The following is a 21,829-nucleotide window of genomic DNA, read 5'->3' as shown; positions in this document are numbered from 1 at the left end:
TGATGTCCCTTTTCTCGCGACGGCCCGAGGCCGGAACCTCTGAGCTGCTCAATCCAGCCGCGATGGTCGACGAAGGCGTCATGCTGAACAAAGACGGTGCGGTTCTGGCCGGCTGGCGTCTGCATGGGCCCGACCTTGAATCAGCGGACGCGGCCGAGCTCGAGGCCCTCTCTGCGCGCATCCATCGCGCGCTCCGAAGTTTGGGAAACGGCCACGAGATTCACTTCCAGTCGGTTCGGTCCACATCGCGTCGCTATGCAGCGGCAGGGGACTTTCCGGACCCGACTTCGATGCTGATCGAAGACGAGCGTCGCCGCGACCATGAATCCGATGGTCGCCACTACGAATCGCAGACGTACTTCACGCTCACGTACCTGGTGCGTCCAGACACAGAGCGGCGGGCGTTGCGGTTCTTCCTCGAAAGCTCCGCGCTCGAGGCCGACGTCCAGACAGAACTCCTCGCCGCCTTCTCGAACACCTGCGAGCGACTCGAAGATCAGCTCGGCAACGTCTTCGAGCTAGAGCGTCTCGACTCGGTCGACCTTCTTTCCCTCATGAAGTTCTGCATCACGGGAATCGAACAGCGCATGCGCATTCCCGTTCCACCGATGTATCTCGACTACCACCTGGCTCCGACGAACCTGCGCGTGGGCCTCACGCCGATGGTCGGGGACCAGCACGTACGCGTCGTCGCGATCACAGACTTCCCGGCCGAGTCGAGTCCGGCGATGCTCGACGAACTCTCGAGTCTCTCGATCGTCTACCGCTGGTCTGTCCGTTTCCTGCCGCTCGACCTGCCGACAGCCGAAGCCCGACTCAAGGTGATTCAACGTCAGTGGTTTCAGAAGCGGAAAGGGCTGATGAGCCTCGCCCGCGAGGTGGCCGGCGACGAGCCGGGGCCTGAAGACGGAGATGCGGACCACATGGCGGTCGATGCTTCGACGGCTCTCGCTCTGGCCTCGGAGGGTGAGCTCCGGTTCGGCTACTTCACCTCAGTCGTCGTCCTTTTCGACGAAGACGTACAGGCCGTCGACGAATCCGCCCGCGCCGTCTTGAAGGCCATTCATGGTCTCGGGTTCTCGGGACGGATCGAGGACGTGAACTCGGTCGAAGCCTATCTCGGAAGCATTCCTGGACACGGATTTCGCAACGTACGCCGGCCGATCATGCACAGCCTCAATCTGGCGGACATGATTCCCTCGACGACGATCTGGACGGGTGACCGTCGGGGTTCGCGATGAGCGACGACCCGATCACGCCCTACTCGGCGCCGCTGTTCGTCGCCAATACGAGCGGCGCGACACCGTTCCGGTATTTCCTTCACGAGAGCGATGTCGGGAACACGCTCGCGGTGGGGCCCACTGGCGCAGGGAAATCCCTGTTGATGGTGTTCCTGGCCCTTTCGTTCCTGCGGTACCCCCGCTCCCAGGTGTTCTATTTCGACCTCGGCCTCTCGTCGTTCGTCGCGGCCAATGCGGCCGGCGCCGAGTATCACGAGCTGACCGCCGAGGCCGACGGCGACCACGGCTTCGCTCCGCTTGCGCAGCTCGAAACTCGGGCCGACCGACTGCGAGCCCAGCAGTTCGTTGAGCTGCTGCTTCGTCTGCAGGGCGTCGACCCCGGGCCAGCGGGGCGTCGCGAGATTCACCGCGCTGTCGAGCTGCTCGCGGGTTCTTTTACGAAGACCCTCAGTGCTCTCAATCCCCAGTCCGCGGAGATACGCGAGGCGATTGCCTACTACACGGTCGATGGGCCCTTGGGTGGCCTGCTCGACTCGGAAGTTGACACCGTCCGTCACGGCCGCTTCGTCGTCTACGAATATCTAGACCTGATGAGTCGTAGCGATGTGGTGGCGCTGCCAGTCCTCGTTCATCTCTTCTCGCTGATCACTCGACGTCTCGATGGGCGACCGACACTTGTTCTGCTCGACGAGGCCTGGCGGGCGCTGTTGCACGACGCGTTCCGTGATCAGGTGATCGAATGGCTGAAGACATTCCGTAAAGCCAACGCCTCGCTCGTCTTCGTGACCCAAGAACTGACAGATCTCTTCTCGTCGGGACGCTCCGAGACAATTCTCAACTCTTGTCCCTCTCGCATCCTGCTTCCGAATCCTCACGCACGCGACCCGGAGGCGGCGGCCTGCTACCGGCGCATCGGCCTCAGTGATCGCCAGCTCGAACTGCTGGCTCAGGCGACGCCCAAGCGCGACTACTACGCGGTTTGCCCGTCTGGTCGTCGCTTCTTTGACCTCGACATCGGCCCGGCTGCTCAGGCCTTTCTTGGGGCCTCGCGCCCCGATGATATTCGCCGTGCGCGCGACCTCATCTCTTCCCATGGCGCGACCTGGCCCGCCGTCTGGCTCGAGGAGCATGGTCTGCACGACGAGGCCGCTCGTTGGATGCGGCTCTACCGGGAGATGGCTCAATGAGTCGAATGCAAGCCTTGGCGACGGCCACGGTGTTGAGCTTGGCGCTCATCGTGGTCAATCCACAGGTCGGTCATGGTCAGCTCTTCGGTGGCTCCGGCATCGTCTACGACCCGATCCATCATGCCACGACCGTCCTCAACCACGCGGAGGCACTTCTTCAGACCGCGGCGCAGGTTGAGATGTTGCGCGACATGATTGAGAACTCGCGCCGCGCGGGGTCGCCGTCATGGGGAGAGCTCGCCGCGATCCTTGATCAGATGGAAGCGACGCTGCAATCGGGGCAAGCCATCGCGTACACCCTCGAAGGACTCGATGGACGGTTCCGGGATGCCTTCCCCGGCTATGACCCGGCCGATGATTATGCACGCCTCTATCGCGGCTGGTCGGGAACACTTCTTGACACCCTACGTGCGACGCTCGCTGCCACGGGCGTGAACGCCCGCGATGCGCGCACGATTGAAGACACGCTCGACGTTCTCCGGCGCCGGAACGCAACCGCCTCCGGGCGAATGCAAGCGCTGCAGATCGCGAATGCCCTGGCGAGCCGGGAGCTCGAGGAGCTGGCCAAGCTCCGCCAGCTCATCGCCGCGTCTACGAATGCCCAGAACGTGTATCTGGCAACACGCGAGGCTCGAGAAGCCGCGAGCGTGGCTTCCTTCGAACGATTCCTCGGTGAGCCAGGGGCTGAGATTCCGTCTTCGCCGGCAGCATCCGAGAGAAGCTTTCGTTGGCCGTTCAGCGGGACTGGCCCGGGAGTCTTCAATGAATAGGTCCGAAATCTTCTCGTCCATCGTGAACGACTTTGCCACCGCGACCGCAGCTTGGCACGACGCTCTCCTGCCGATTGCGATCGGGCTCTTCTGGGCACTCGCGGCGATCGAGATTTCCTGGTCCGCGATGTGGTGGACGCTCGAACGCGAGGACCCGACGGCCATGATCGCCGCATTCTTGCGAAAGATTGTGGCCCTCATGTTCTTCTACACACTGCTCGTCTACTTCCGCGACTGGTCGTTTGTCGTACTCGACAGCTTCGCGGAGGCCGGACGTCGTGCTTCCGGTCTTCCGATGCTCGATCCCTCGACCGTTCTCGACCAGGGAATCGCGGTCAGCGGAAACCTTCTGCGCAGAGTGTTCGATGCAGGGCTTGTCGCCTTCGCTGGCGGTGGCGCGTTCGTCGCATTGGCTGGACTCATCGTCTTCCTCGCATTCGTCCTCATCGCGGTGCAGATGGCGCTCACACTCGTCGAAGCCTACTTCGTCTTGGGCGCGGGCGTATTCATGCTCGGATTCTCGGGCTCTCGATTCACCGCACCGTTCGCCAGTCGGTTTCTATCGTTCGCGCTTGGCATCGGCGTGAAGCTCTTCACGGTTTACCTCGTCGTGGGTGTCGGGATGAGCCTCGCTCCGGGGTGGGTGTCGATCCTCGATCAGAGCGGGCAGAGCCTCGGCGCTCTGCTTCAGATCCTGGGTGCGTCGATTCTCTACGCATTTCTTGCCTGGTCGATCCCGAACCTCGCGGCGTCCACCATGAACGGCGCCGTGTCGTTGACGCTGACCGATGCATCGATGGCAGGAAGCGCCATCAACAGGGCCTCGTCGAGGGTCTCTGGCGCCGCGTCAGCGACCGCAGCGCCGGTCTTGAACATCCTTGCACGAGTTCGTCATGCCGTTGCGCCCACATCGCCCGGAAGTGGTCGTTCCGGCGCATCCGCACGCACAACGAGCTCTTCGCGGAGCATGAAGAATAGTTCCCGCGCACAGAAGGCCGACCAATCGAATACGCAACGCGGTTCAAGCGAGTCCGCGGAGAAGAGGGGAACAGGCCGCTCAGGCACGAAAAAGGAGTCGGATAAATGAGCAAGCACGACGAGAACCCCTGGACCGAGCTCTACATCGCAGCTCGAAACGAGTGGACGGAGCGCTACGGCGACTTCATCCACGCGACGATCTTCTGGCGGCGCGTCGCGTTCGCGTCGCTCGGCCTCTCCGCACTACTCGCCGTCGGGCTGATTGTCGTGGGGTCTCAGTCGAAGATGATCCCCTTCGTGGTCAAGGTCGATGAGATGGGGACGATCGCTTACGCCGGTCCGCTCGATGCAACGGGATGGGATGATGAGCGCCTCTACAACGCACAGCTTGCGAGCTTCATTTCGAGCTGGCGAACCGTCGTAGGCGACCGCACGGCGCAGAAGACGCTGCTCGAGCGAACCCATGCTCTAGCGCGAGGCGCGGCCGCAGAACGCCTGCGCGAGTACTACCGCGAAGTCAGTCCCTTCGAGGTCATGCGAAAGCGGACCATTGAAGTCGAGGTGTCCTCGATTTTGCGCCGGGGCGAGAAGATGTTCGAGGCAACCTGGCGCGAACGCGCTCGCACGCTCGAGGGGCATCTCGTGACGTCTCGCCATTTTCGGGGCGTCTTCGAGCTCGAGGCCGACGAGCCTTCGACGAAGAATTTCGAGAACCCGATCGGGCTCTTCGTGACCCGACTCTCATGGACGGAGCCTATCCGATGAAGACGAAACTCCTACCGCTGATTCTCCTTGCTGGTATTTCGCTCGGCTGTGCGACGACCGACAGCCCTCCGGCCCCGCTCGTGGAAGCGACGCTCGTCGTGAAGGAGCCGATTGAGATGACGCCGCCGCCCGGCACCGGAGCGCACCTGGGCGGTGATGCGCAATTCGCGGAGGAAGCGCTGGAGGAGTTCATTCGGACCGGCGATGCGCCTGTCGTGCGTCGTCCCGGCTTCGTGCTGTGGCCTTTCGGCGAAAGCAATCCGGTGCTCTATTGCAAACCTCTTCGCGTTTGTGACATCGAGCTTCAGGCGGGCGAAGCCGTCAATTCGGTCATGTTCGGGGATACGGCTCGCTGGAACGCTGAACTGGCGTTTACCCAGAGCGGTGCGGAGGCCATTCCCCATCTGGTCGTCAAGCCACGCGAGTACGGCATCGCCACCAATCTCGTCATCATGACGGATCGGCGTGCGTATCACCTGGCTCTGATCTCGAGAAAGGACAAGAAGGGCGAGTACGTTCGAAACGCTCGCTTCTACTACCCGCGCGAAGCCGTTGCCGCCTGGAATCGGGCGGTGGCCAGTGGTGGCGACTCGGGCGGCTTCTTTTCTCGGCTGTTCTCGGGCGAGTCGCCCAAGATCCGTGATGTCGAGTCGCTGAATTTTCAGTACGAGATCACGCCGACCGGGCGCAACGCCCCGAGCTGGACGCCCGTCGAGGCGTTCGACGACGGAGCGCGCACGTTCATTCAGTTTCCTGAGGCGGTCGCGACTGGAGGTGGAGCCCGCACGCCCGTGCTCTTCGTGCGTGATGAAGCCGAGCGAGAAGTGCGTAACTACCGCGTTCATGGCGACACCTATGTCGTCGATGGCCTCTTCGAGACCGCAGTGCTCGTTCTCGGAGAGCGCAGCGTGACCGTCAAGGCGAAGAAGCGTCGCGAGCCCCGTCGTGTGAAGCCGGGTCACAAGCGCCGAGGGGGACGTCGCTAATGGTCCGGACCCCGCGGTCACCCGTCGAACGTCTCAAGTATTCGCTCGACGAGCTCCGGCCGCCGATTGCGCGGCTAAACCGGCGACTCGTCTGGGTCGCGGTCGCGGCCTGTGCCCTCATCATGCTCGTCTTTTCTCTGTCGTTGGGCTCCTCTCGCCGAGAGGCCGGCGAGGGTCGAGACCGGCCGATCGCGCCCAATACCAACGAACCGTGGTGGGAAAGCGAGCCCGACGGAGTCGTGGCGCTCCCCGTCGAGGCCTCGCCGGTTCGTTCAACCCGTCCTCGGCCTCGGTCCGAGGCGCTTCAGGCGGCCATGGACTCACCCCTTTCGGTGTCCTTCGCCGCGGTCGCACCGCCCGCGGGCGCGGCGCAGCCGCTCGGTCGTGCTCCCGAATTGGGCGCGCCGAGCCGCGCCCGCCCCGAACACGATAGTCAGGTTCCTGGGTATGACGTCAAGGCCGGCACGCTCATTCCGGCCGCGCTGATGACCGCCATCAACTCTGAACAGCCCGGGCCGGTCGTCGCGCAGGTGACGGACGACATTCGGGACACGGTGTCGAGCAACCACGTTCTGATACCCAAGGGCAGCCGGCTGCTCTGCGAGTACCAGTCGGCAGCGGCCCGGGGGCAGACGCGCCTCGTGTTGGGATGCTCCCGGCTGATCTTCCCGAATGGGGAGTCTCAGCGATTGCCGGAGGAGCCGGCTGCGGATCTCGCCGGCACCGTCGGTGTACCCGGCGAGCTCAATCGACATCTGCTGGCTTCCTTCGGCACTGCGGCCATGTTGGCCGTGATCTCGGGCGGGACGCAAATCTCGCAGGGAAGCTTCGATCGAGCCGGTTCTGATCCCCGCGAGATCATGGCCGGCGCGCTCGGTCAGCAACTCGGCCAAACGTCGAACGAGATTCTTCGCCGCGAGCTGAATCGAACACCCACGATCGAGGTTGCAGCAGGTGCGCGCTTCACGGTCCACGTCACTCGAGACATCAGCTTTGAACGCCCCTACGGAGCTTGAGAGCTAGCCGCCGGCCGCACGATGCAGCCGACGAGAAAGAGGAGAATGAGATGCAGCTTGCACCCCCGGAAGATCGAACACCCCTTCGTGTTCGTGTGAAGCTGATCGGAGCCGATCGCCGCGACTTCGAAGACTACGTCGCCTACTACGAATCGGTTTACGGGACGGCCATCACCCAGGACGAGCTCCTGATACAGCTGGCCAGCTTCACGATGCGCTCGGACCGCGAGTTCCAGAAATGGCAAAAAGCTGCCGGTGACGCGAAGGGCGAGTAGCAGGCGAGAGTAATGGAGTACTTGACGACGATTTTCTCGGTCGGCGCGTGGATCGAGCGGCGTCGCGTGCGAGGCGCGCCCACATGACGGACCGCCGTGCTCGTGGTCGACGAGCAGGGGAGGGTGCTCTCGGATGAAGAGCGTATCGCCGAGCTTCGTCGACACGGGCTCGATCCCGACCTCACGACCGAGCCGCAAGCCTGGGCGCTCGGGAACGCGGAAGTCGCTGGTGCTGAATGCGACTTTCGTGATAGATCGAATCAGGACGAACCAGAACAGGAGAAGACCATCATGACTGAGAACAACCGACTAGGAATCTACGGAATCCGCTCCTTCGAGCATCGCGGAGAGATGAAGTCGTCGTGGACGCAGATTGGTGTGGCGTTTCGAAACGACGATGAGTCGTTGACACTTCGCTTCGATTACATCCCGGCTTGGGGAGATGTGCGGATTAATGTCCGGCCCATCAAGCTGCAGGAAGCCGAAGGAGAGCAGGTCGAGGAGGTCGCCTGACGAAATTCTTGGCCAGCTGGGGTCACGCTCAGAGCGATTCGTCGCATAACGCTTGTAGGTACAGGTGGGAAACCAACCTCTTCATATTTCGGGAAGAATGTCCCGAGAAGGAGGTTTGCCTATGGCAAAGAAGACGACGAATCGACCGGTCCACACGGTTCGGGCAGGTCGACTGAGTGTGTCCGTCTGGCTCAATTCGGGTCAGAACGGCGGCTACTATCAGATCTCGCCTCAGCGAGCGTTTCGTGAAGACGGAGAAATCCGGAACAGCGCTTCGTTCTCAGAGGGAGACGTTCCGCTTCTGAACCGCCTCTTCGATGAGGCCTATGAATGGATGCGAGCTCATCCGCTCGAGCGGGAGAGCGACGCAGCCTAGAGGTTTCGAGTTCAAATAGGGTTGGTTCCCACCTTACCCATCTTCCATTCGTCGGCGAGCTCATTGGTCTCGCCGACCAGGAGTCGGTCGATTGGGTTGAGCCGCTCGGCCTGAAGGCGAGCCCAGGAAAGCCACGACGCGAGTTCCTCGTTCCCGAGCATCCGGTCGACGACGAACGACGGAGCGTCATCGACAGAGAACCTTTGGACGTGACTGCGCTTGCGGGCCAGGGTCCATTCACTGGCGTCGCCACCTTCCTTGGGGAGGGGAGGGAAGCATGACTGCTTGCCGAGCCGATCTTTCGTCCAGTAGCCAACGTCTGGGCGCGGGATGTTCATGCGACGGCATGCTCTGGCAATCGCGACGTCCGATACGCGAAGCTTTGGCGTGAGGCGGGACATCGGTGTGGACCAGACGAGGGCGTAGAGTTCGGCGCGTGAGATTTCCGGCATGCTCTGCTCCCGATGGCGACCGCTATAGATGACCGCAATTGGAGTAGTCATGTGGACTACGAAGGGTACGGCTTCGTATCCGCCGAAGACCTAAAACGTCACCGGCCTTCTGTCTAAGTGTCTGAAAATAGAAGAAAATGATTGATTTCGGTCTCGATTCTGTCGCCTGTGACCCGTTCTGTCACAGCCTTCAGGGACATTGCGGGTTGACTTCCCATCACCCGTGACGAGCTTCGAGCAGCCCCCCGTACCGCAGCTTGAGATCTTGTGTAGGCCGGCATCGGTATCACCCGTGGCCGGCTATTGGAGAATTGCCCGGCATGGCGGCGACCGAAAAACTCACTGTATTCGCGACGGGCAATGGTGATTCGATTCTCATCGAATCTCACGGGCTCACGGTTCTCACCGACTTCAATCACAAATTGGATCCAGACGGAGAATTCCCGGATATCGACGAGGAGCTCCGGGATGCGTGCCCACACGCACGCCTTGACGTTTTCGTTCTAACCCACCCAGACGTTGACCACATCCGCGGGTTCGCAGAGGTCTTTCATGCGGGGACACCTGGCCAGCATTCACCGCGATCAAGGATCTTGGTTGATGAAATTTGGTGCAGTCCTTACGCGGTGAGCCCCAATTATGTCACGGACGAGGCGAAGCCTCTGCTCGACGAGGTCCGTCGACGATACGCGCTCGTGAACACGCCAGAGGGCCAAATATCTGGCAACCGCCTGCGGGTTCTCGCGGTTGGCGAGGGAGACGAGTCCGGCCATCTGTGCAGCGGTCTCTCGTGGGAGCTCCTCGGGCCGACATTGGAGGAGGCTGACATTCCCAGAGCGTCGCCGGGAGAATCGGAGAATTCGTCGAATGGTTCGAGCTTGATCATTCGGTGGACAATCGATGTCGACGGCAAGGCCAACAAGATTCTACTAGCAGGCGATGCGACAGCCAATGTGCTTGAGCGGGTATATCGAGACAACAGACACAAGCTGGGCCGGCTGGCCTGGAATATTCTGGTTTCGCCTCATCATTCATCCCGACACGCCATGGGATGGAAAGACGCTGACGACCAGTTTCACTTCCTTCCGGATTCAGTCAACGCACTGAGCCAGACTCTCGGGACAGGATGGGTTGTGTCGAGCAGCAAGCCCGTTCGCGCTGACGGCGACGATCCTCCGAGCCCCATCGCGAAGAAGAAGTACATCGAGATCCTAGGCGGCGCGGGGGATCGATTTCTATGTACAGGAAGCCACGGCGCTGACGGGAAGCCTGGAAACGTCGTGTTTCGCTTTGGCTCGTCTGGGCCCGCGAGAAGCAAGCGGGGCTCCCGATCAGGGTCTGCCGCATCCACAGCTGTCACGGGCGGAGGCAACTACGGATGAATGATCGTTGAAGCTCTTTCGCGAAAGTGGTTCCGAACTCGCGGAAGGAGATCGATGGCCGGCGCTTTCTAGAGAGATTGCGCAAATCTACGACCAGCTGGCAGTCATGCGCAATTCAATCCGCGTTTCAAGGCTTGAGGACAAGCGGATCGCTGTCTCTTTTCTTCTGGCGACTGACGAGCTTGATGGGCCACCTGATACTGATATTCGAGACACCGAGCCGATTTCCTTCGTGTACTCCGAGCACGGGGTCGGACTGGCAGGTCCGCAGGTTTACAGCGATCGCCCCGACTTTCCTCGTAACTTGACTCACCTGAATCCTGTCGCCGAGGACTCCCCGGTTAGCATCTGCCTCGCACGAGAGGGGCACGCAACGCTCTATGAACGTCGTGGCGTCACCGGTTTTCTGAAGCGTCTCTGCCGCTGGCTGCTTGATGCGAAGACCAGCTCTCTCAATATGGGTGGGTGGGAGCCAATTCCATTACCTAACTCGACTGTCATCGGAATCGTTCAGGGCGCGAGCTTTCAAGAGTATGGGAGCGACTCCCTCTCCGACGGTTCTTGGGCAACTTTCGTCGCAACGGTCAGCGGTTCGGCCGCGCTGTTCAAGCACGAGACTCTGTGCCGAGGGCTATCCGGCGGCGTTGATAGTTTTCGAGCGGCGTCGGATAATGCCGACGATGGTTCGGCCGGGGGCCAGACCGCTCTGGGCCTCTTCTTGATGCAGCCGGCAGATCGAGTCGAATCCAACCCAGGATTTCTGGACTGCTCGAATGGCAAAGATTTGTTCGAGCAATTGAATGCTTTCGGTCTCTTGGAGAGTTTTACGGAGGCGGTTGCAGCGTTCGCAATCAATGACTTTTCGCCAAGTCGGGTGATTGTACTTCTCGGTATCCGTCGACCCATACCAATGATGAGTGAGATTTTCGGCCTGTCGTCCGATCCCGAAGCGCGCGCAATCGAGCTGCGCGGATATTCGATTTCTGCTTGCCCGATAGGTCGCTTAGATACGACCGATTCTGTGGTCGAGAATGTTCTCCTTGACCCTCAGCCTGGCTCTGCCCTGCTTGCGGACGTGTCTGGTACGAAACCTCTGAAGCCCGGATACCTGGTCGGTTACGGGGCGCTTGGTAGTCAACTAGGGGAAATGATTGCGAGGGCGGGAGGCCACTGTATTGGTGTGGTCGACTCGGACTTGGTGAGGTCGCACAATCTGGCACGACATGCCGCCATCATTCCCGAAATTGGGCTGGCAAAGGGCTTGGTCCAGTCCCGTATCTCGCGCTCGCTTAACCTGTTCGAATCTCATGACGTTCGAGCAGTGAATACTGATGTGATAGGCGTGAATCCGCGTGATCTGGGAACGGGGGTGCCCTCTGACGCAGTGGTCATTGACTCCACTGCATCCGACGGCGTGAGGCGCGCCCTCGCGCGAAGTCGATGGCTTCCACGCATCGCTCGCGGCGAAATTTATCAACAGGGTCAGCTCGGTGTGCAGTCGATTGAGTCAGAAGGCCGAAACCCTGATGTCCTTGATCTCTATTATTTCCTTTGTCGCGTTGCTGCGGAGGACGATTCGGTATCGGCCGCTTTACGCGGTGAGCTCACCGATCCGGTCGAAACTGGCGCCTTTGCTGCTGGGTTCGGATGTGCGTCAGCGACCACCCGGATGCCCCAATGGAAGGTTGCGGCGCATGCGGCCGCCTTCATGCCGGCTCTCTCCCAACTGCTCGCCGAAGTGGACCATCGATCTGGACTCGGTTTGAATGAGCTCTCGCCGAGTGGGGAGCCTATTGGTTGGCGTTGGCTGGATGTCGACTCATTCGACGTCGACCCCAACGCGAGCGGGTGGGAGGTTCGTATCGCGCCCGGTGTGTCCGCTCGAATGAACGATTTGATGCAGCAGTCGTCTCCCTGTGAGACTGGTGGCTATCTGTACGGCGGTATCGATCCTCCTTTGAGGCGGATCACTGTTGTTTCGGCGTGTGCCGAGCCTCCCACAACCGTCGCAGATACAAATCGCCTCAAGCTCCCCCCGGCCGGTCGAAGCGAAGAAGAGAAGCAGCTGCGTCGAGGTTCTGGCCTGCGATTGGTCCCCGTTGGAAGCTGGCATTCGCATCCAGCTGGTGGCAGCAGCTTGTCAGCAGCAGATCGAAAGACCGCAGAGGGCTTCCGCCTCGAGAACCTAGGAATGGGCCTGCCTACGCTCCTATTGATCGTTTCTCCCGACCGTGTTGGTGTCCACGTTGTGGAGTAGCCATCAATCGAACTCGCAATATGGGGGCGCGTCAGAATGGCTGTGTTATTCGGAGGCGGAAAGCCGCTCGATGGATTCAAGCAGTCTCTCCGAATAGGCATCCGCTGATGACTTGACCCAATCGGGAGTGATCACGCCTACCCAGACAAGTAGAAAGCCGATTGAGAGAAGCAGCGCTGGCGCGGCGAGAATCGACATTAGTTCGTTGACTGAATCCGAAAACAATCCGTATCGAAGGCCAATGACAGCGAGGGCCAACAGGCAGCAGGAAAGGCCCCAAGGCTTAAGCCCCCAGAGGTTCCGTCGGAATCCATAAGAACAATTCTCTTCGAACACGAGGGGGAATTTTTCGTGGTCGCCTGTGCTCGTTCGAAGGAAGGTGGTTGCAGTCTCATAGGTGTGGTCGGCAGCTTCCGGATTAGCTTCTTCCTCCGCAGCCGACGGGAACGACAAATCCGGGAGGAGCCGCACAAGCTGCATATGCCGTCGCAGGAGCAGCGTCGGGTTCGACGCGTTTCGATGCCGAAGATCTCTCGTCGTTGGGGCGCCTCCCCAGGCATCGAATAGAAACTCCTGCTTGGATTTGCCCGATGCCCTTCCGATTTGGGTGAGAAAGTAGGAGCCGCCGGCGTAGAGGAGCAGCCCCCAGAACGTGCCGGCGGCCGCCCAAGTGTCAGGAAGAACCGCCACGAACGCGAACGCAACGGGCAAGGGCACCAAGAGCGCCGGTGCCAGACGCGCACGGCGAGTGTATCGGTCGAGTTCAAGCTTCATGATGTTCAGTCTACTCCTCCACCACGTCGTAGACCGGCGTGGGGACAGCTTGGACCCAGCCCCGGTCAGGTGCGTCGCGGGAATGGTGCGTCGTCGCTGACTTCACCTCGTAGACCCAAGCGCCACGCCTTCGGAAGGCGTTCGTGACCTTCTTCGCTGGGTGCTTCGGCGCTCCGTCAGGCGCGCAGGACACAAGCGCAGTTCTGAGCTTCTGGTCTCTGTCCAGGCGGGGACCGAGCAGACGGTCGAGAATCGTGGGCCCAACGTTTCGGCGGCTCCCGTGATGCGGCACCTGAATCAACTGAAGGGTGTCGCTGTTAAATCCGATGGAGTCAAGGTAGTCGGCGGCCCGAGTGAGTGCCGGCATTCCAGCGTCCCCCATCAGCAGAGCGGTCTGTCCGTTGACGGAAAGGAGCAGGATGACGCTCGAGTTGTTCTCGGCGCTGGTTTCACCGTCGTCACCTAAGGTTTCGATTCCGAATCCTTCAGCCACTGTGCGGACGAAATCCATCAGGCCTCGAGCAGCCTTTCCGACGACTGTTGTTGGCGAGGCAGCGTCGGGGGTTCCTCTGAACTCTGGAAGTAGCGATTCGTAGTATTCAACTGAGGGTCCGACGACCCGGACGGTGCCATCCCAACCCGTTGTCCCCTCGAAGGGCTCAATAATAGGAATGCCCTTCGACTGGGCAATCTCTTCGAGGGTCTTTGCCGACTCAAGTGAGCGCTGTAGGTGCTCGCTGACGCTATTGTTGGTGACCCGCCCGTCCTTGAACAAGTCGGCGATATCTTCGGTGTGCTTCCACGGTTGGTGCATTGCGAGATTCTTGACCTCGAGCTCCTCCAGCACGACAGCAAGACCATTCGTATGGTCGGAATCGGGGTGCGTCGAAATCACTAGGTCCACGATCGCGGTGCCGTAGGTGGTCCTAATGTGTTCGACAAGTTTTTCGCCAGTGGATTTGAAGCCGCCGTCGATGACGATGACCGTTTGTTCTTGGCGAGTGCCATAGAGGTTCCCGAAGCGCAGGGTGATTGCATCTCCGCTGTGTGACCCGCCACCGGCAGGCAAGAAGTCGATTTCGTATCCCAACTTGCAAATTCCCCCGCCCAATGAATGCGGCGCGTTAATGGCACGCACCCATAAGGCGAGGACACGCGAAGGCCCCTCGACGGTGGGGGGCGCCGAATTTCGGACGGACCGGGGGGTGCAGGCATGATCTGCACGGGAGTTTCGGTGTCAACACAGAGATGCGGGTTTTACGCCACTATGCCGTTGAAGGTCAGGATCACCTAGGGGGCATCAGCCGAGGCCGACAGACCCCCTCGGTCGAGACCCTCTCGAAGGGTGAAAGGACCAGAGCCCTTCTCAAAAACGCGTCGAGTCGGGCTACGCCACTTCGCTGTAGAACGGCGACGGCACCGTCGGATACGCTCTGAACACGTGCCGGTACACATCCTCGGAGCGCTCAGTCACCTCATCTTCCCCGTAGGCGTCAATCGGCAAGCCAGTCCCGTCGCTCCAAAGGAAGTCCCGAATCTCGACACGCACCGCGTCGCGAGTTGACTCCTTCTCTCGCCACTGATCGACGCGCAGCTTTTCGGCTTTGAGTGTCGTCAGGAGCTCTACTGCGACCGTCTTCACCTGCTCGACTTCGTTTGCTCCGAGGTCCGGCTTCTTGATCAAATCGAAGATCGCGAGCGACTCCTCATCGAGGCCTTCTCGCATCGCGCGCTGGTCCTCGTCGCTCAGTTCCTCGATGAAGCGCAACAAGGCTTCGAAAGTGGCTTCAATCGTGAGCCGGTCCTTCTCGCGGTTGTAGTCGGCGACAAGCTCTTCGTAGTGCTGCTGGAAATCAGTGCGCAACGGATTCTGCGCAAGCAGCTGCCCCAACCGATCTTCGATCGCCTGGCGAAGGTTCTGAACCGTGGTGTTCTTCGCGGGGCTACGCTCGAACTCAGCGCGCAAGCGATCAAAGTCGATGCGGCTGATGTCGTAGGGCTCGCCGGGTTCGGGGACCTCGCGCACCGCGCGGGTCTCGACGGCCTGATCGACCACCTCGTGGAGTGCTCGCAAGATGTCGGTGATGTCCGCCTTCTCGCGGTCTTCCTGGAGGCTCTTGTAGATGATGTCGACGGCGTCCCGGGCAGGGCGATGGGCGTTGATTGCGGGGCGCTGATTGATACAGGCCTTGAACTTCTTGAAGACCTCTCGGCACATCACCTCGAAGCGCTTGCGCGATTCATCGTTCTCATTCGCGGCCTCCTTCGCCGCGACGATGGCCGCAATGCGCACGAAACTCGTCTCGTTGATAATCGCGTCGAGTGAGGCGCCGCGTTCGTCTAGATAAGCCCGAACAAACGCGATTGATTCGGCCAGGTCGGCGAGCAGATCTTCTTGCGGTCGGGTCGGGTCCTGGTCGTCTTCTTCGCCTTCCCCTCCGCGGCCGGCGTCGGCCGTGCTGGCAAAAGTCGCGAGCGCTTTTCGCAGATTCTTGAGAATTCCGCAGTAGTCGACAATAAGGCCGTTGTTCTTGCCCTCATGCACGCGGTTCGCTCGCGCAATCGCCTGCATGAGTGTGTGGGCCTTGAGCGGCTTGTCGAGGTAGAGCGTCGACAAGCTCGGCACGTCGAAGCCCGTGAGCCACATGGCGCAAACCACGGCAATCCGAAACGGATGTTCGTCCTTCTTGAAGGCCGTCTCGAGGTCGATGCGTGAGCCATCGGGCAGGTCAAAGCCTTCCTTGAGGAGCCGGCGGTGGGGCTCGATTTCGAGGTCCCAGCGTCGGAACTTTTCCACCTCGCCCTGCTCCTCGCTTACGACGACTGCGGCCCGCGTCTCGCGCATCCAGTCGAGTTGCCGCCGGCGGGAAAGCTCTTCCTGCTCGTCGGTGACGCTGGGTAGTTCGGCCTCGAGCTGGGCGACGCGCTCGTCCCAAAACTGCTCGATGAGTCCGTGCATGCGGACGCAGGTGACCTTGTCGATGCAGACGAGCATCGCCTTTCCCGTCTCCCAGGCCGTCGAGTAGTGCTCGACGAAGTCGCGAGCGACTTGCTCCAGCCGGCTTCCGGCGGTGATGATGTGATACTCGCGCCGGAGCTCGGCTTCGAGGCGCTGCTGTGCGTCGAGGTCATCGGTCGCAAGCTCCTCGAGCTTCTCGGCGATGCGTTCGTTCAGGTCGTCCGTGGCGAGCGCTAGGCGCTCGCCGCGGGCGTCGTAGTAGAGGGGCACGGTCGCGTTGTCGTCGACGGCGCGCTTGAAGTCGTAGGTCGAAATGTAATCGCCGAAGACCTTCCGCGTAATCTCGTCGTCTTTGAAGAGCGGAGTGCCCGTGAATCCCATGTAGCTCGCGTTCGGGAGCGCGTTTCGCATATTGAGCGCGAGCATTCCGTACTGCGTGCGGTGCGCTTCATCGGTGATGACGATGATGTCTCCGCGCGTCGAGTAAACGTCGGCCTCGGACTTGACCTCCCGATTGAACTTCTGGACGAGCGTGAAGACATAGGCCTTGTGCTGACCGAGAAGCTCGGTCAAGTGCTCACCGCTGCCGGCCCGGCAAGGGTCGCGGTCATTGTCGACCAGGCCGCAGCCAGCGAAGGTCTTGTAAATCTGGGTATCGAGGTCGTCGCGGTCGGTTGCGACGACGAAGGTGAAGTTCCCACCGAGCTTTCGGTGGACCTTTCGCGTGAGAAAGACCATCGAGTAGCTCTTGCCCGAACCCTGGGTATGCCAGAACACGCCAAGCTTTCCGTCGCGGGCTTCGCGGTCGCGGACGGCCTCGAGCGCCCGGTTCACGCCGAGCACCTGGTGGTTGCGAGCGACAATCTTGACGGGCGCCCCCGTCGAATCGTCAAAGACAATGAAGTTCTCGAAGAGGTCGAGAAAGTTCTCCTTCGTGCACACCGCCTTGAGGAGCGTCTCCATGTTGACGACGCCTGGCTCGTCTTCGGCGAGCCGCTTCCACTCGTGGAAGTGCTCGTAGCGACTCGAGAGCGAGCCGAGCTTTCCGTCGATGCCGTTCGCGAGCAGAATCACGGCGTTGTGGTGAAAGAGGTGTGGGACGGTGTCTTTATAGTCGGCAAGGTTCTTGTTGTAGGCCGCGCGAATGTCCTTATGGACGTTCTTGAGCTCGACAAACAAGAGCGGGACGCCGTTGACGAAGCCGACAATGTCGGCCCGGCGTCGGTAGAGTGCTCCGCGCACCCAAAGCTCGCGGACCGCAAGAAAATGGTTGTTCGTTGGCTCAGCGAAGTCGAAGACGCTCAGGCGGCGCTTCTCGCGCTCGCCCTTCGCGTTCCGGAACGCGACGGTGATGCCTTCGCGGAGCAGGTCGTGCTTCTCGCGATTGATCGCAAGCGCGGTCTGCGCTGCGCTTACCTCGACGACTTGGCGCACTCCTTCGTCGTACGCGTCGTCCGGAAGGTCCGGATTCAGTCGGACGAGAGCTTCGCGGAAATAGCGCGTGAGCACGACATCGCGGTCGGAGGCGCGTCCCAGCGTACTCTCAGGCCCGAAGGTCTCGTTGTTGTAGGCGTAGACCGATTCCCAACCGAGCACGACACGGAGATAATCCGCGGTGGTTTGCTGGACCAACGAGTCCTCGGTCAGCGGCGGCGTCATGCGGCGATCTCTCCCGACATCAGGCGGGGGAGCAATAGGTCCCGGGCCGCTGACGCGCGCCGAATCCCGGTTTGCAGCACATTGATCTGGTCTTCAAGCGGACCGGCGTTCTCGAGGAAGAGTTCCATCAGCCTCACCGTCGGGATATCGATCTCGACTTTGGCGAGCTTCTCGCGCGGGAGATGCTTGATCGTCGCACCTGTAAAGAGGCCCGCTAGTCGACCTGTTCTTCCCTTGAAGAGCAAGCTGTGGAACAAAAATCGAGAGTCCAGACCTCCGGACGGTCGAATACGGTGCAGCGCCTTCTGAAACATCATTCCAGGAAGCTGGTTTCTCCATATCGCGCATCGCCCCGGCTCACCGCCCTCGCACATAAGGATGTCGCCGTGCTTCAGACCGTATTTCTCGGTCTCGCTCTCTTCAAAGCGCATCTCGCGCAACTCCGAGAAATCGAACTCGCCCCACCGCACGTTCTTGTTCGCGAGATATGGCCTCGGTTCGCCCTTATTCTTCTTCTGGTCGAGCATCTTGCCGAGACGGAAGTCAGCGACATCGTTGAGCGACCTACGCGCCCAGCCCTCCGGGACACCGTCGACGATCTTGACGTGCTCGTGGCCCGGAAATCGCAGGTGGACGAACCACTCCTTGAAGAGCAGCCGCACCGAAAGCTCAAGAAGCTGGATCCGGCGGCGGTTGTTCTGGATCAGGTCGTCGTAGGCGGAAAGTAAGTCCGCGATTGCGTGCTGCTCTGGAAGCGGTGGCAGTGAAAACTCAAAGCGGCGAATCTGGTCGCCGCTAATGTGCGGAACTCCGACCCCACCCATTATGTTCTTGACATAGGCACAGAACTCCGGAGACGCGATTACATACCTTAGAAACGCAGAGGTTAGGCTGCTCGCTGGCCTGATACGAGCAACTCGCTGGACCAGTAATGCTCGAGGAGCGTCGGGGGGGACTGCCGCAAATTTCAGTCCGGCAGGAACCCAAGGTCGGTCCATTGCGAGCACTACATCGTGGGGCTCAAGAAAGAACCTCTCGTACTTTTCTGTGTCGGCTCGGGGCCAGTACTTGGATTTCGCCCAGAGAATTTGACCCTGCCCTAGGTTTTCGCCCTTTACGAGAGGTACATCTTCAGGGTCTGCGGTGAAGTGGGCGCTTTTGAAGGCTGGGCCCGAGATGAGGTCGATATGCTCACCGAGAGGTGTCCTTCGCCAGCTCAAACCCCGAGCTCCTCGAAGTTTTTGGCGATCTTTTCAGCAAGCTCGACCGCCTCAGAATTCAGGCCGGCGAGTTCCACGTGGATGTCGCGAAGCGTTTCCTCAAAGTCGAAGTCCTCGTCCTCTTCTTCTGGTGCGACACCGACATAGCGGCCCGGTGTGAGGCTCCAGTCGTTGGCCTCGAGCTCGGCACGGTCGACGAGCTTCACAAGCCCTTCGACGTCTCGGAATTCGGCGTCCGGAAAGCGGTCGGTCAACCATTCCGTCTGGCGGTGGAAATATCGAACCTGCTTCAGCTGCTCGACGGCGGCGTGGCGGGCACTGTCCGCCGCCTTTCGCGCCCGCGTGATGTCACGAGCTGACCACACCTTGCTCTCGCGCGCGTCAAGCTCACCTTCGCAGGTGTCAATCAAGCGGCCAGCGAGCTTGGTGAGAAGGTCCGCCTGTTTGACCAGGTCGCGGCTCGTCTCAGCGAGCGGCGCCATCCGCTCAACAGCCTGGACCAGCGCCTTGGCCGTCCCGGGCGCCTTCTTGGCCCATGCTGTTCGTTCCTTTGCGAGTGCCTTTTCGTAGGTCTCGACGTCGGCCCGAAACGTCGCGAGCACGCTGTCGAGTTCGCCGAGCGTCTCGGCATGCGGAGCACCAGCGTCGAGGGTCGTCAGGAAGGGGTCCGTTTCCCTGCGAAGGGACGCGAGCGCCTCGAGGTGCTGCGGAACAGGGGCGCCGTCCCCTTCCGAAGCCTTAGCTCCGAAGCAGTTCGCACCCTCAGCGAGCATGCGCTCGAGGCGCGAGGCGACGACTTCAAGGAAGCGCTTGCCTTCGCCGCGAGAGAGCCAGACGACGGCCAGGAGATTCTCGATCTGCTCGGGGCTGAAGTCATAAATCTTTCGGGTCACCTTGCGGTAGATGTTGCGCGCATCGAGCATCAGCACTTGGTCGCGGCGGGCCTTCGGCTTATCGCGATTCAGAAACCAGAGCTCACAGGGAACGGTTCGCGTGTAAAAGAAATTCGGACGGATGGCCACCATCAGGTCGACATCGCCCGACTCAATGAGCTTGCGGCGAACCTTGGCTTCGTCGCGTCCGGCACTCGAGGCCTGGGACGACATCACAAATCCAGCCCGTCCCTTCTCGCTCAGGTAGCTGTGGAAGTAACTAATCCACAGGTAGTTCCCGTTTGAGACCTTGCCTTCCTTGTTCACGCCTGGAAGGCCAAAGGGAAGCCGCGGGTCGCTCTTCACCTTTTCGGCATCGACCTCGTCGACGTTAAACGGCGGGTTCGCCATCACGAAGTCGGCCTTGCCGATGAGCTCATGCGGGTCTTCGTAGTAGGTGATGGCTCGCTGGATATCGCCCTCGAGGCCATGAACCGCGAGGTTCATTTTCGCCAGGCGAATCGTCGTCGCATTCTTCTCGAGTCCGCGGAAGGTGAGTTCCCTCGGGCTCGCATCGTGTTGCTCTACGAAGTGCGCGCTCTGGACGAACATCCCGCCCGAACCGCAGGCCGGGTCGAGCACTGTTCCGTGCTCGGGCTCGAGCACGTTCGCGATCAGTGCGACGAGTGAAATCGGAGTAAAGAACTCGCCGTTATCGTGCGCCTTCAGGTCGGCGAACTGCGTGAGGAAGTATTCGTAGATGCGACCGAAGACGTCGCCTTTGGCCGTCTTCAGCTCTTCTGGATTCAGCGAGCGCAGCAGTTGCCCAAGGACGTCGTTGTCGAGCTCCTGGTATTCCGCCTTCGGCAAAACACCTCGGAGCGTGTCGTAATCGGCCTCGATGGATTCCATCGCGTCGACGATGGCTTTGGCGCGGTCGTCGCTGTCGGTGAGCGCGACCAGGTGGTCGAACTGGGCTTTCGGACGGAGGAAAATGGCGCTCTTCTGGGAAAAGTCCTCTTTGGTCGGAGCCCGCTTCTTTCCGCCTCTGGAGGGGAGGCTGACTTCGATCTCGTCCTTTACGCCCAAGTAGCGGCTGTAGGCGTGTCTCAGGAAGACGAGGCCCATGACTGGGAGGAAATACTCGTTGCTGGCGTAGTTGGAATTGGCCCGCAGGGTGTCGGCCGCGGTCCAGAGTCTTTTCTCAATCGCTGCAGTGTTGTCGATCTGTGCCACGCCGCTCCTTAACTGCAGGTTCTTCTCGAATTGCGCCCAAGAAAGTGATCGTGAATACGGGCGAAGTGATTCCCCTCCAACTGTATTTCGGGCCGTAAGTATCCGCAATGAAAGGGCGAAATCCCTCGATCCACCAAGATAGAACTTTCTTAGTTCCCAGACCCTTGTCGAGTCCGGGTGGCTCGGCTGGGCCCACCATAGCCCTCGCTCCCGCTCAAACCGTCAAGGCTTCCCTTCGGCCGCTTCGCGGGCCTGGACGGCGCGTCGCGAGCGCTGGTCTGCCCTCCAGCCGAGCCACCCAAGGCTCCAAGGAGGAAGTCTCATGAAATCCAATTCACTCGAAACCGTTGCCGTCCGCGAAGTCGAAATCCGCTACCGAGGTCGATCGCTCAAGTCTCAGACTCCAGTCTCTCGTCCCGATCACTTCGTCCATCTTGCCCGTCGAATCGTCTCCGACCACGCGCGAGAACACTTCATTGCCCTCTATCTAGACGGTCGACATCGACCAGCCGGGCATTCCGTCGTCTCCGTCGGAACGGCAACCGCATCTCTCGTCCATCCACGCGAGGTGTTCCAGAGTGCGCTCCTCCTGGGAGCCGTCGCTCTCGTGATCGGTCACAACCATCCTTCGGGCGACCCTCGACCGAGTGCTGAAGACCAGCAAATCACAGACCGACTCGCCGAGGCGGGGACCCTGCTAGGCGTTCGACTCGTCGACCACGTCATCTGGACTCGCGAGGGTGGCTATCACTCCTTCCTCGAGCAAGGAACACTTCCGAAGGCCCCCTGAGTCGGTATCGAGTCTTCTCGATTCGATGGACGACTCCCGTCTCCTCCGTCCTTCGCGGGCTGCTTGGCGGGCTCCCCTCTAGCACGCGCTCCTCGCGCTCCGTCAAGGCTTCCCTGCGGTC

17 protein-coding genes are annotated in these 21,829 nt (G+C 60.8%); 11 read left to right on the top strand and 6 right to left on the bottom strand.

The annotated features are described in order from the left end of the window. Positions 1-2 precede the first annotated feature (2 nt). The 9 genes from NXI30_15780 (at position 3) to NXI30_15740 (ending at position 7,731) form a co-directional block, all read left to right on the top strand. A complete protein-coding gene (locus tag NXI30_15780; GenBank protein ID MCR9095681.1) occupies positions 3-1,241 on the top strand; it encodes a hypothetical protein in 1,239 nt (412 codons plus the stop codon). Next, on the top strand, positions 1,238-2,428 hold the full coding sequence (locus NXI30_15775) for a hypothetical protein (GenBank protein ID MCR9095680.1): 1,191 nt from the start codon (positions 1,238-1,240) through the stop codon (positions 2,426-2,428). Before NXI30_15780 ends, NXI30_15775 begins: the two co-directional genes overlap by 4 nt. Further along, positions 2,425-3,198, top strand: coding sequence for a P-type conjugative transfer protein TrbJ (gene trbJ / locus NXI30_15770; GenBank protein ID MCR9095679.1), 774 nt, complete (start codon positions 2,425-2,427; stop codon positions 3,196-3,198). The genes NXI30_15775 and trbJ overlap by 4 nt, the downstream gene beginning before the upstream one ends. Further along, on the top strand, positions 3,191-4,285 hold the full coding sequence (gene trbL / locus NXI30_15765) for a P-type conjugative transfer protein TrbL (GenBank protein MCR9095678.1): 1,095 nt from the start codon (positions 3,191-3,193) through the stop codon (positions 4,283-4,285). Before trbJ ends, trbL begins: the two co-directional genes overlap by 8 nt. Beyond that, complete coding sequence (locus tag NXI30_15760; protein MCR9095677.1) at positions 4,282-4,941, top strand: VirB8/TrbF family protein; 660 nt, start codon at positions 4,282-4,284, stop codon at positions 4,939-4,941. Before trbL ends, NXI30_15760 begins: the two co-directional genes overlap by 4 nt. Then, positions 4,938-5,927 carry a P-type conjugative transfer protein TrbG gene (gene trbG, locus NXI30_15755; protein ID MCR9095676.1) on the top strand — a complete coding sequence of 330 codons (990 nt, stop codon included), beginning with the start codon at positions 4,938-4,940 and terminating at the stop codon, positions 5,925-5,927. Before NXI30_15760 ends, trbG begins: the two co-directional genes overlap by 4 nt. Continuing rightward, positions 5,927-6,943: a TrbI/VirB10 family protein gene (locus tag NXI30_15750; GenBank protein ID MCR9095675.1), complete on the top strand. Its 1,017-nt coding sequence runs from the start codon at positions 5,927-5,929 to the stop codon at positions 6,941-6,943. The genes trbG and NXI30_15750 overlap by 1 nt, the downstream gene beginning before the upstream one ends. A gap of 50 nt (positions 6,944-6,993) precedes the next feature. Beyond that, positions 6,994-7,218, top strand: a complete 225-nt coding sequence (locus tag NXI30_15745) for a DUF2274 domain-containing protein (GenBank protein ID MCR9095674.1) — start codon at positions 6,994-6,996, stop codon at positions 7,216-7,218. A gap of 102 nt (positions 7,219-7,320) precedes the next feature. After that, entirely contained in the window at positions 7,321-7,731 is a 411-nt protein-coding gene (locus tag NXI30_15740) for a hypothetical protein (protein MCR9095673.1), read from the top strand. 387 nt (positions 7,732-8,118) lie between these two features. Here the strand turns inward: NXI30_15740 and NXI30_15735 are convergent, their stop codons facing one another. Beyond that, a complete protein-coding gene (locus tag NXI30_15735; protein ID MCR9095672.1) occupies positions 8,119-8,559 on the bottom strand; it encodes a hypothetical protein in 441 nt (146 codons plus the stop codon). Between the two features lie 320 nt (positions 8,560-8,879). Here NXI30_15735 and NXI30_15730 point away from each other — a divergent pair, with 320 nt between their 5' ends. After that, the gene (locus NXI30_15730; GenBank protein MCR9095671.1) at positions 8,880-9,941 is read left to right on the top strand and encodes a hypothetical protein; all 1,062 of its coding nucleotides are present in this window, start codon (positions 8,880-8,882) and stop codon (positions 9,939-9,941) included. Between the two features lie 7 nt (positions 9,942-9,948). Then, complete coding sequence (locus NXI30_15725) at positions 9,949-12,198, top strand: Mov34/MPN/PAD-1 family protein (GenBank protein ID MCR9095670.1); 2,250 nt, start codon at positions 9,949-9,951, stop codon at positions 12,196-12,198. A 45-nt stretch (positions 12,199-12,243) separates the two neighbouring features. Here the strand turns inward: NXI30_15725 and NXI30_15720 are convergent, their stop codons facing one another. From NXI30_15720 to NXI30_15700, 5 genes are all read right to left on the bottom strand, one after another. Continuing rightward, positions 12,244-12,972 (bottom strand): hypothetical protein, encoded by a 729-nt coding sequence (locus NXI30_15720; GenBank protein ID MCR9095669.1) that lies wholly within the window; start codon positions 12,970-12,972, stop codon positions 12,244-12,246. A 10-nt stretch (positions 12,973-12,982) separates the two neighbouring features. Then, entirely contained in the window at positions 12,983-14,062 is a 1,080-nt protein-coding gene (locus NXI30_15715; protein MCR9095668.1) for an MBL fold metallo-hydrolase, read from the bottom strand. Positions 14,063-14,359: 297 nt separating this feature from the next. After that, on the bottom strand, positions 14,360-17,590 hold the full coding sequence (locus tag NXI30_15710; GenBank protein MCR9095667.1) for a type I restriction endonuclease subunit R: 3,231 nt from the start codon (positions 17,588-17,590) through the stop codon (positions 14,360-14,362). After that, positions 17,587-18,810: a restriction endonuclease subunit S gene (locus tag NXI30_15705; protein MCR9095666.1), complete on the bottom strand. Its 1,224-nt coding sequence runs from the start codon at positions 18,808-18,810 to the stop codon at positions 17,587-17,589. The genes NXI30_15710 and NXI30_15705 overlap by 4 nt, the downstream gene beginning before the upstream one ends. Continuing rightward, positions 18,807-20,918 carry a type I restriction-modification system subunit M gene (locus NXI30_15700; GenBank protein ID MCR9095665.1) on the bottom strand — a complete coding sequence of 704 codons (2,112 nt, stop codon included), beginning with the start codon at positions 20,916-20,918 and terminating at the stop codon, positions 18,807-18,809. The genes NXI30_15705 and NXI30_15700 overlap by 4 nt, the downstream gene beginning before the upstream one ends. Positions 20,919-21,829: the final 911 nt, after the last annotated feature.

The sequence above is a fragment of the bacterium genome, from assembly GCA_024742285.1.
Taxonomy (GTDB): Bacteria; Myxococcota_A; UBA9160; order UBA9160; family UBA4427; genus UBA4427.
Note: the sequence above shows the minus strand (reverse complement) of the source record. Positions and strands in the feature narration are given on the sequence as shown.

Coding starts and splice junctions, on each gene's coding strand:
- NXI30_15750 (MCR9095675.1), top strand. CDS start 5,927: ATGGTCCGGACCCCGCGGTCACCCGTCGAACGTCTCAAGTATTCGCTC.
- trbG (MCR9095676.1), top strand. CDS start 4,938: ATGAAGACGAAACTCCTACCGCTGATTCTCCTTGCTGGTATTTCGCTC.
- NXI30_15780 (MCR9095681.1), top strand. CDS start 3: ATGTCCCTTTTCTCGCGACGGCCCGAGGCCGGAACCTCTGAGCTGCTC.
- trbL (MCR9095678.1), top strand. CDS start 3,191: ATGAATAGGTCCGAAATCTTCTCGTCCATCGTGAACGACTTTGCCACC.
- NXI30_15760 (MCR9095677.1), top strand. CDS start 4,282: ATGAGCAAGCACGACGAGAACCCCTGGACCGAGCTCTACATCGCAGCT.
- NXI30_15720 (MCR9095669.1), bottom strand. CDS start 12,972: ATGAAGCTTGAACTCGACCGATACACTCGCCGTGCGCGTCTGGCACCG.
- NXI30_15775 (MCR9095680.1), top strand. CDS start 1,238: ATGAGCGACGACCCGATCACGCCCTACTCGGCGCCGCTGTTCGTCGCC.
- NXI30_15710 (MCR9095667.1), bottom strand. CDS start 17,590: ATGACGCCGCCGCTGACCGAGGACTCGTTGGTCCAGCAAACCACCGCG.
- NXI30_15745 (MCR9095674.1), top strand. CDS start 6,994: ATGCAGCTTGCACCCCCGGAAGATCGAACACCCCTTCGTGTTCGTGTG.
- trbJ (MCR9095679.1), top strand. CDS start 2,425: ATGAGTCGAATGCAAGCCTTGGCGACGGCCACGGTGTTGAGCTTGGCG.
- NXI30_15735 (MCR9095672.1), bottom strand. CDS start 8,559: ATGCCGGAAATCTCACGCGCCGAACTCTACGCCCTCGTCTGGTCCACA.
- NXI30_15730 (MCR9095671.1), top strand. CDS start 8,880: ATGGCGGCGACCGAAAAACTCACTGTATTCGCGACGGGCAATGGTGAT.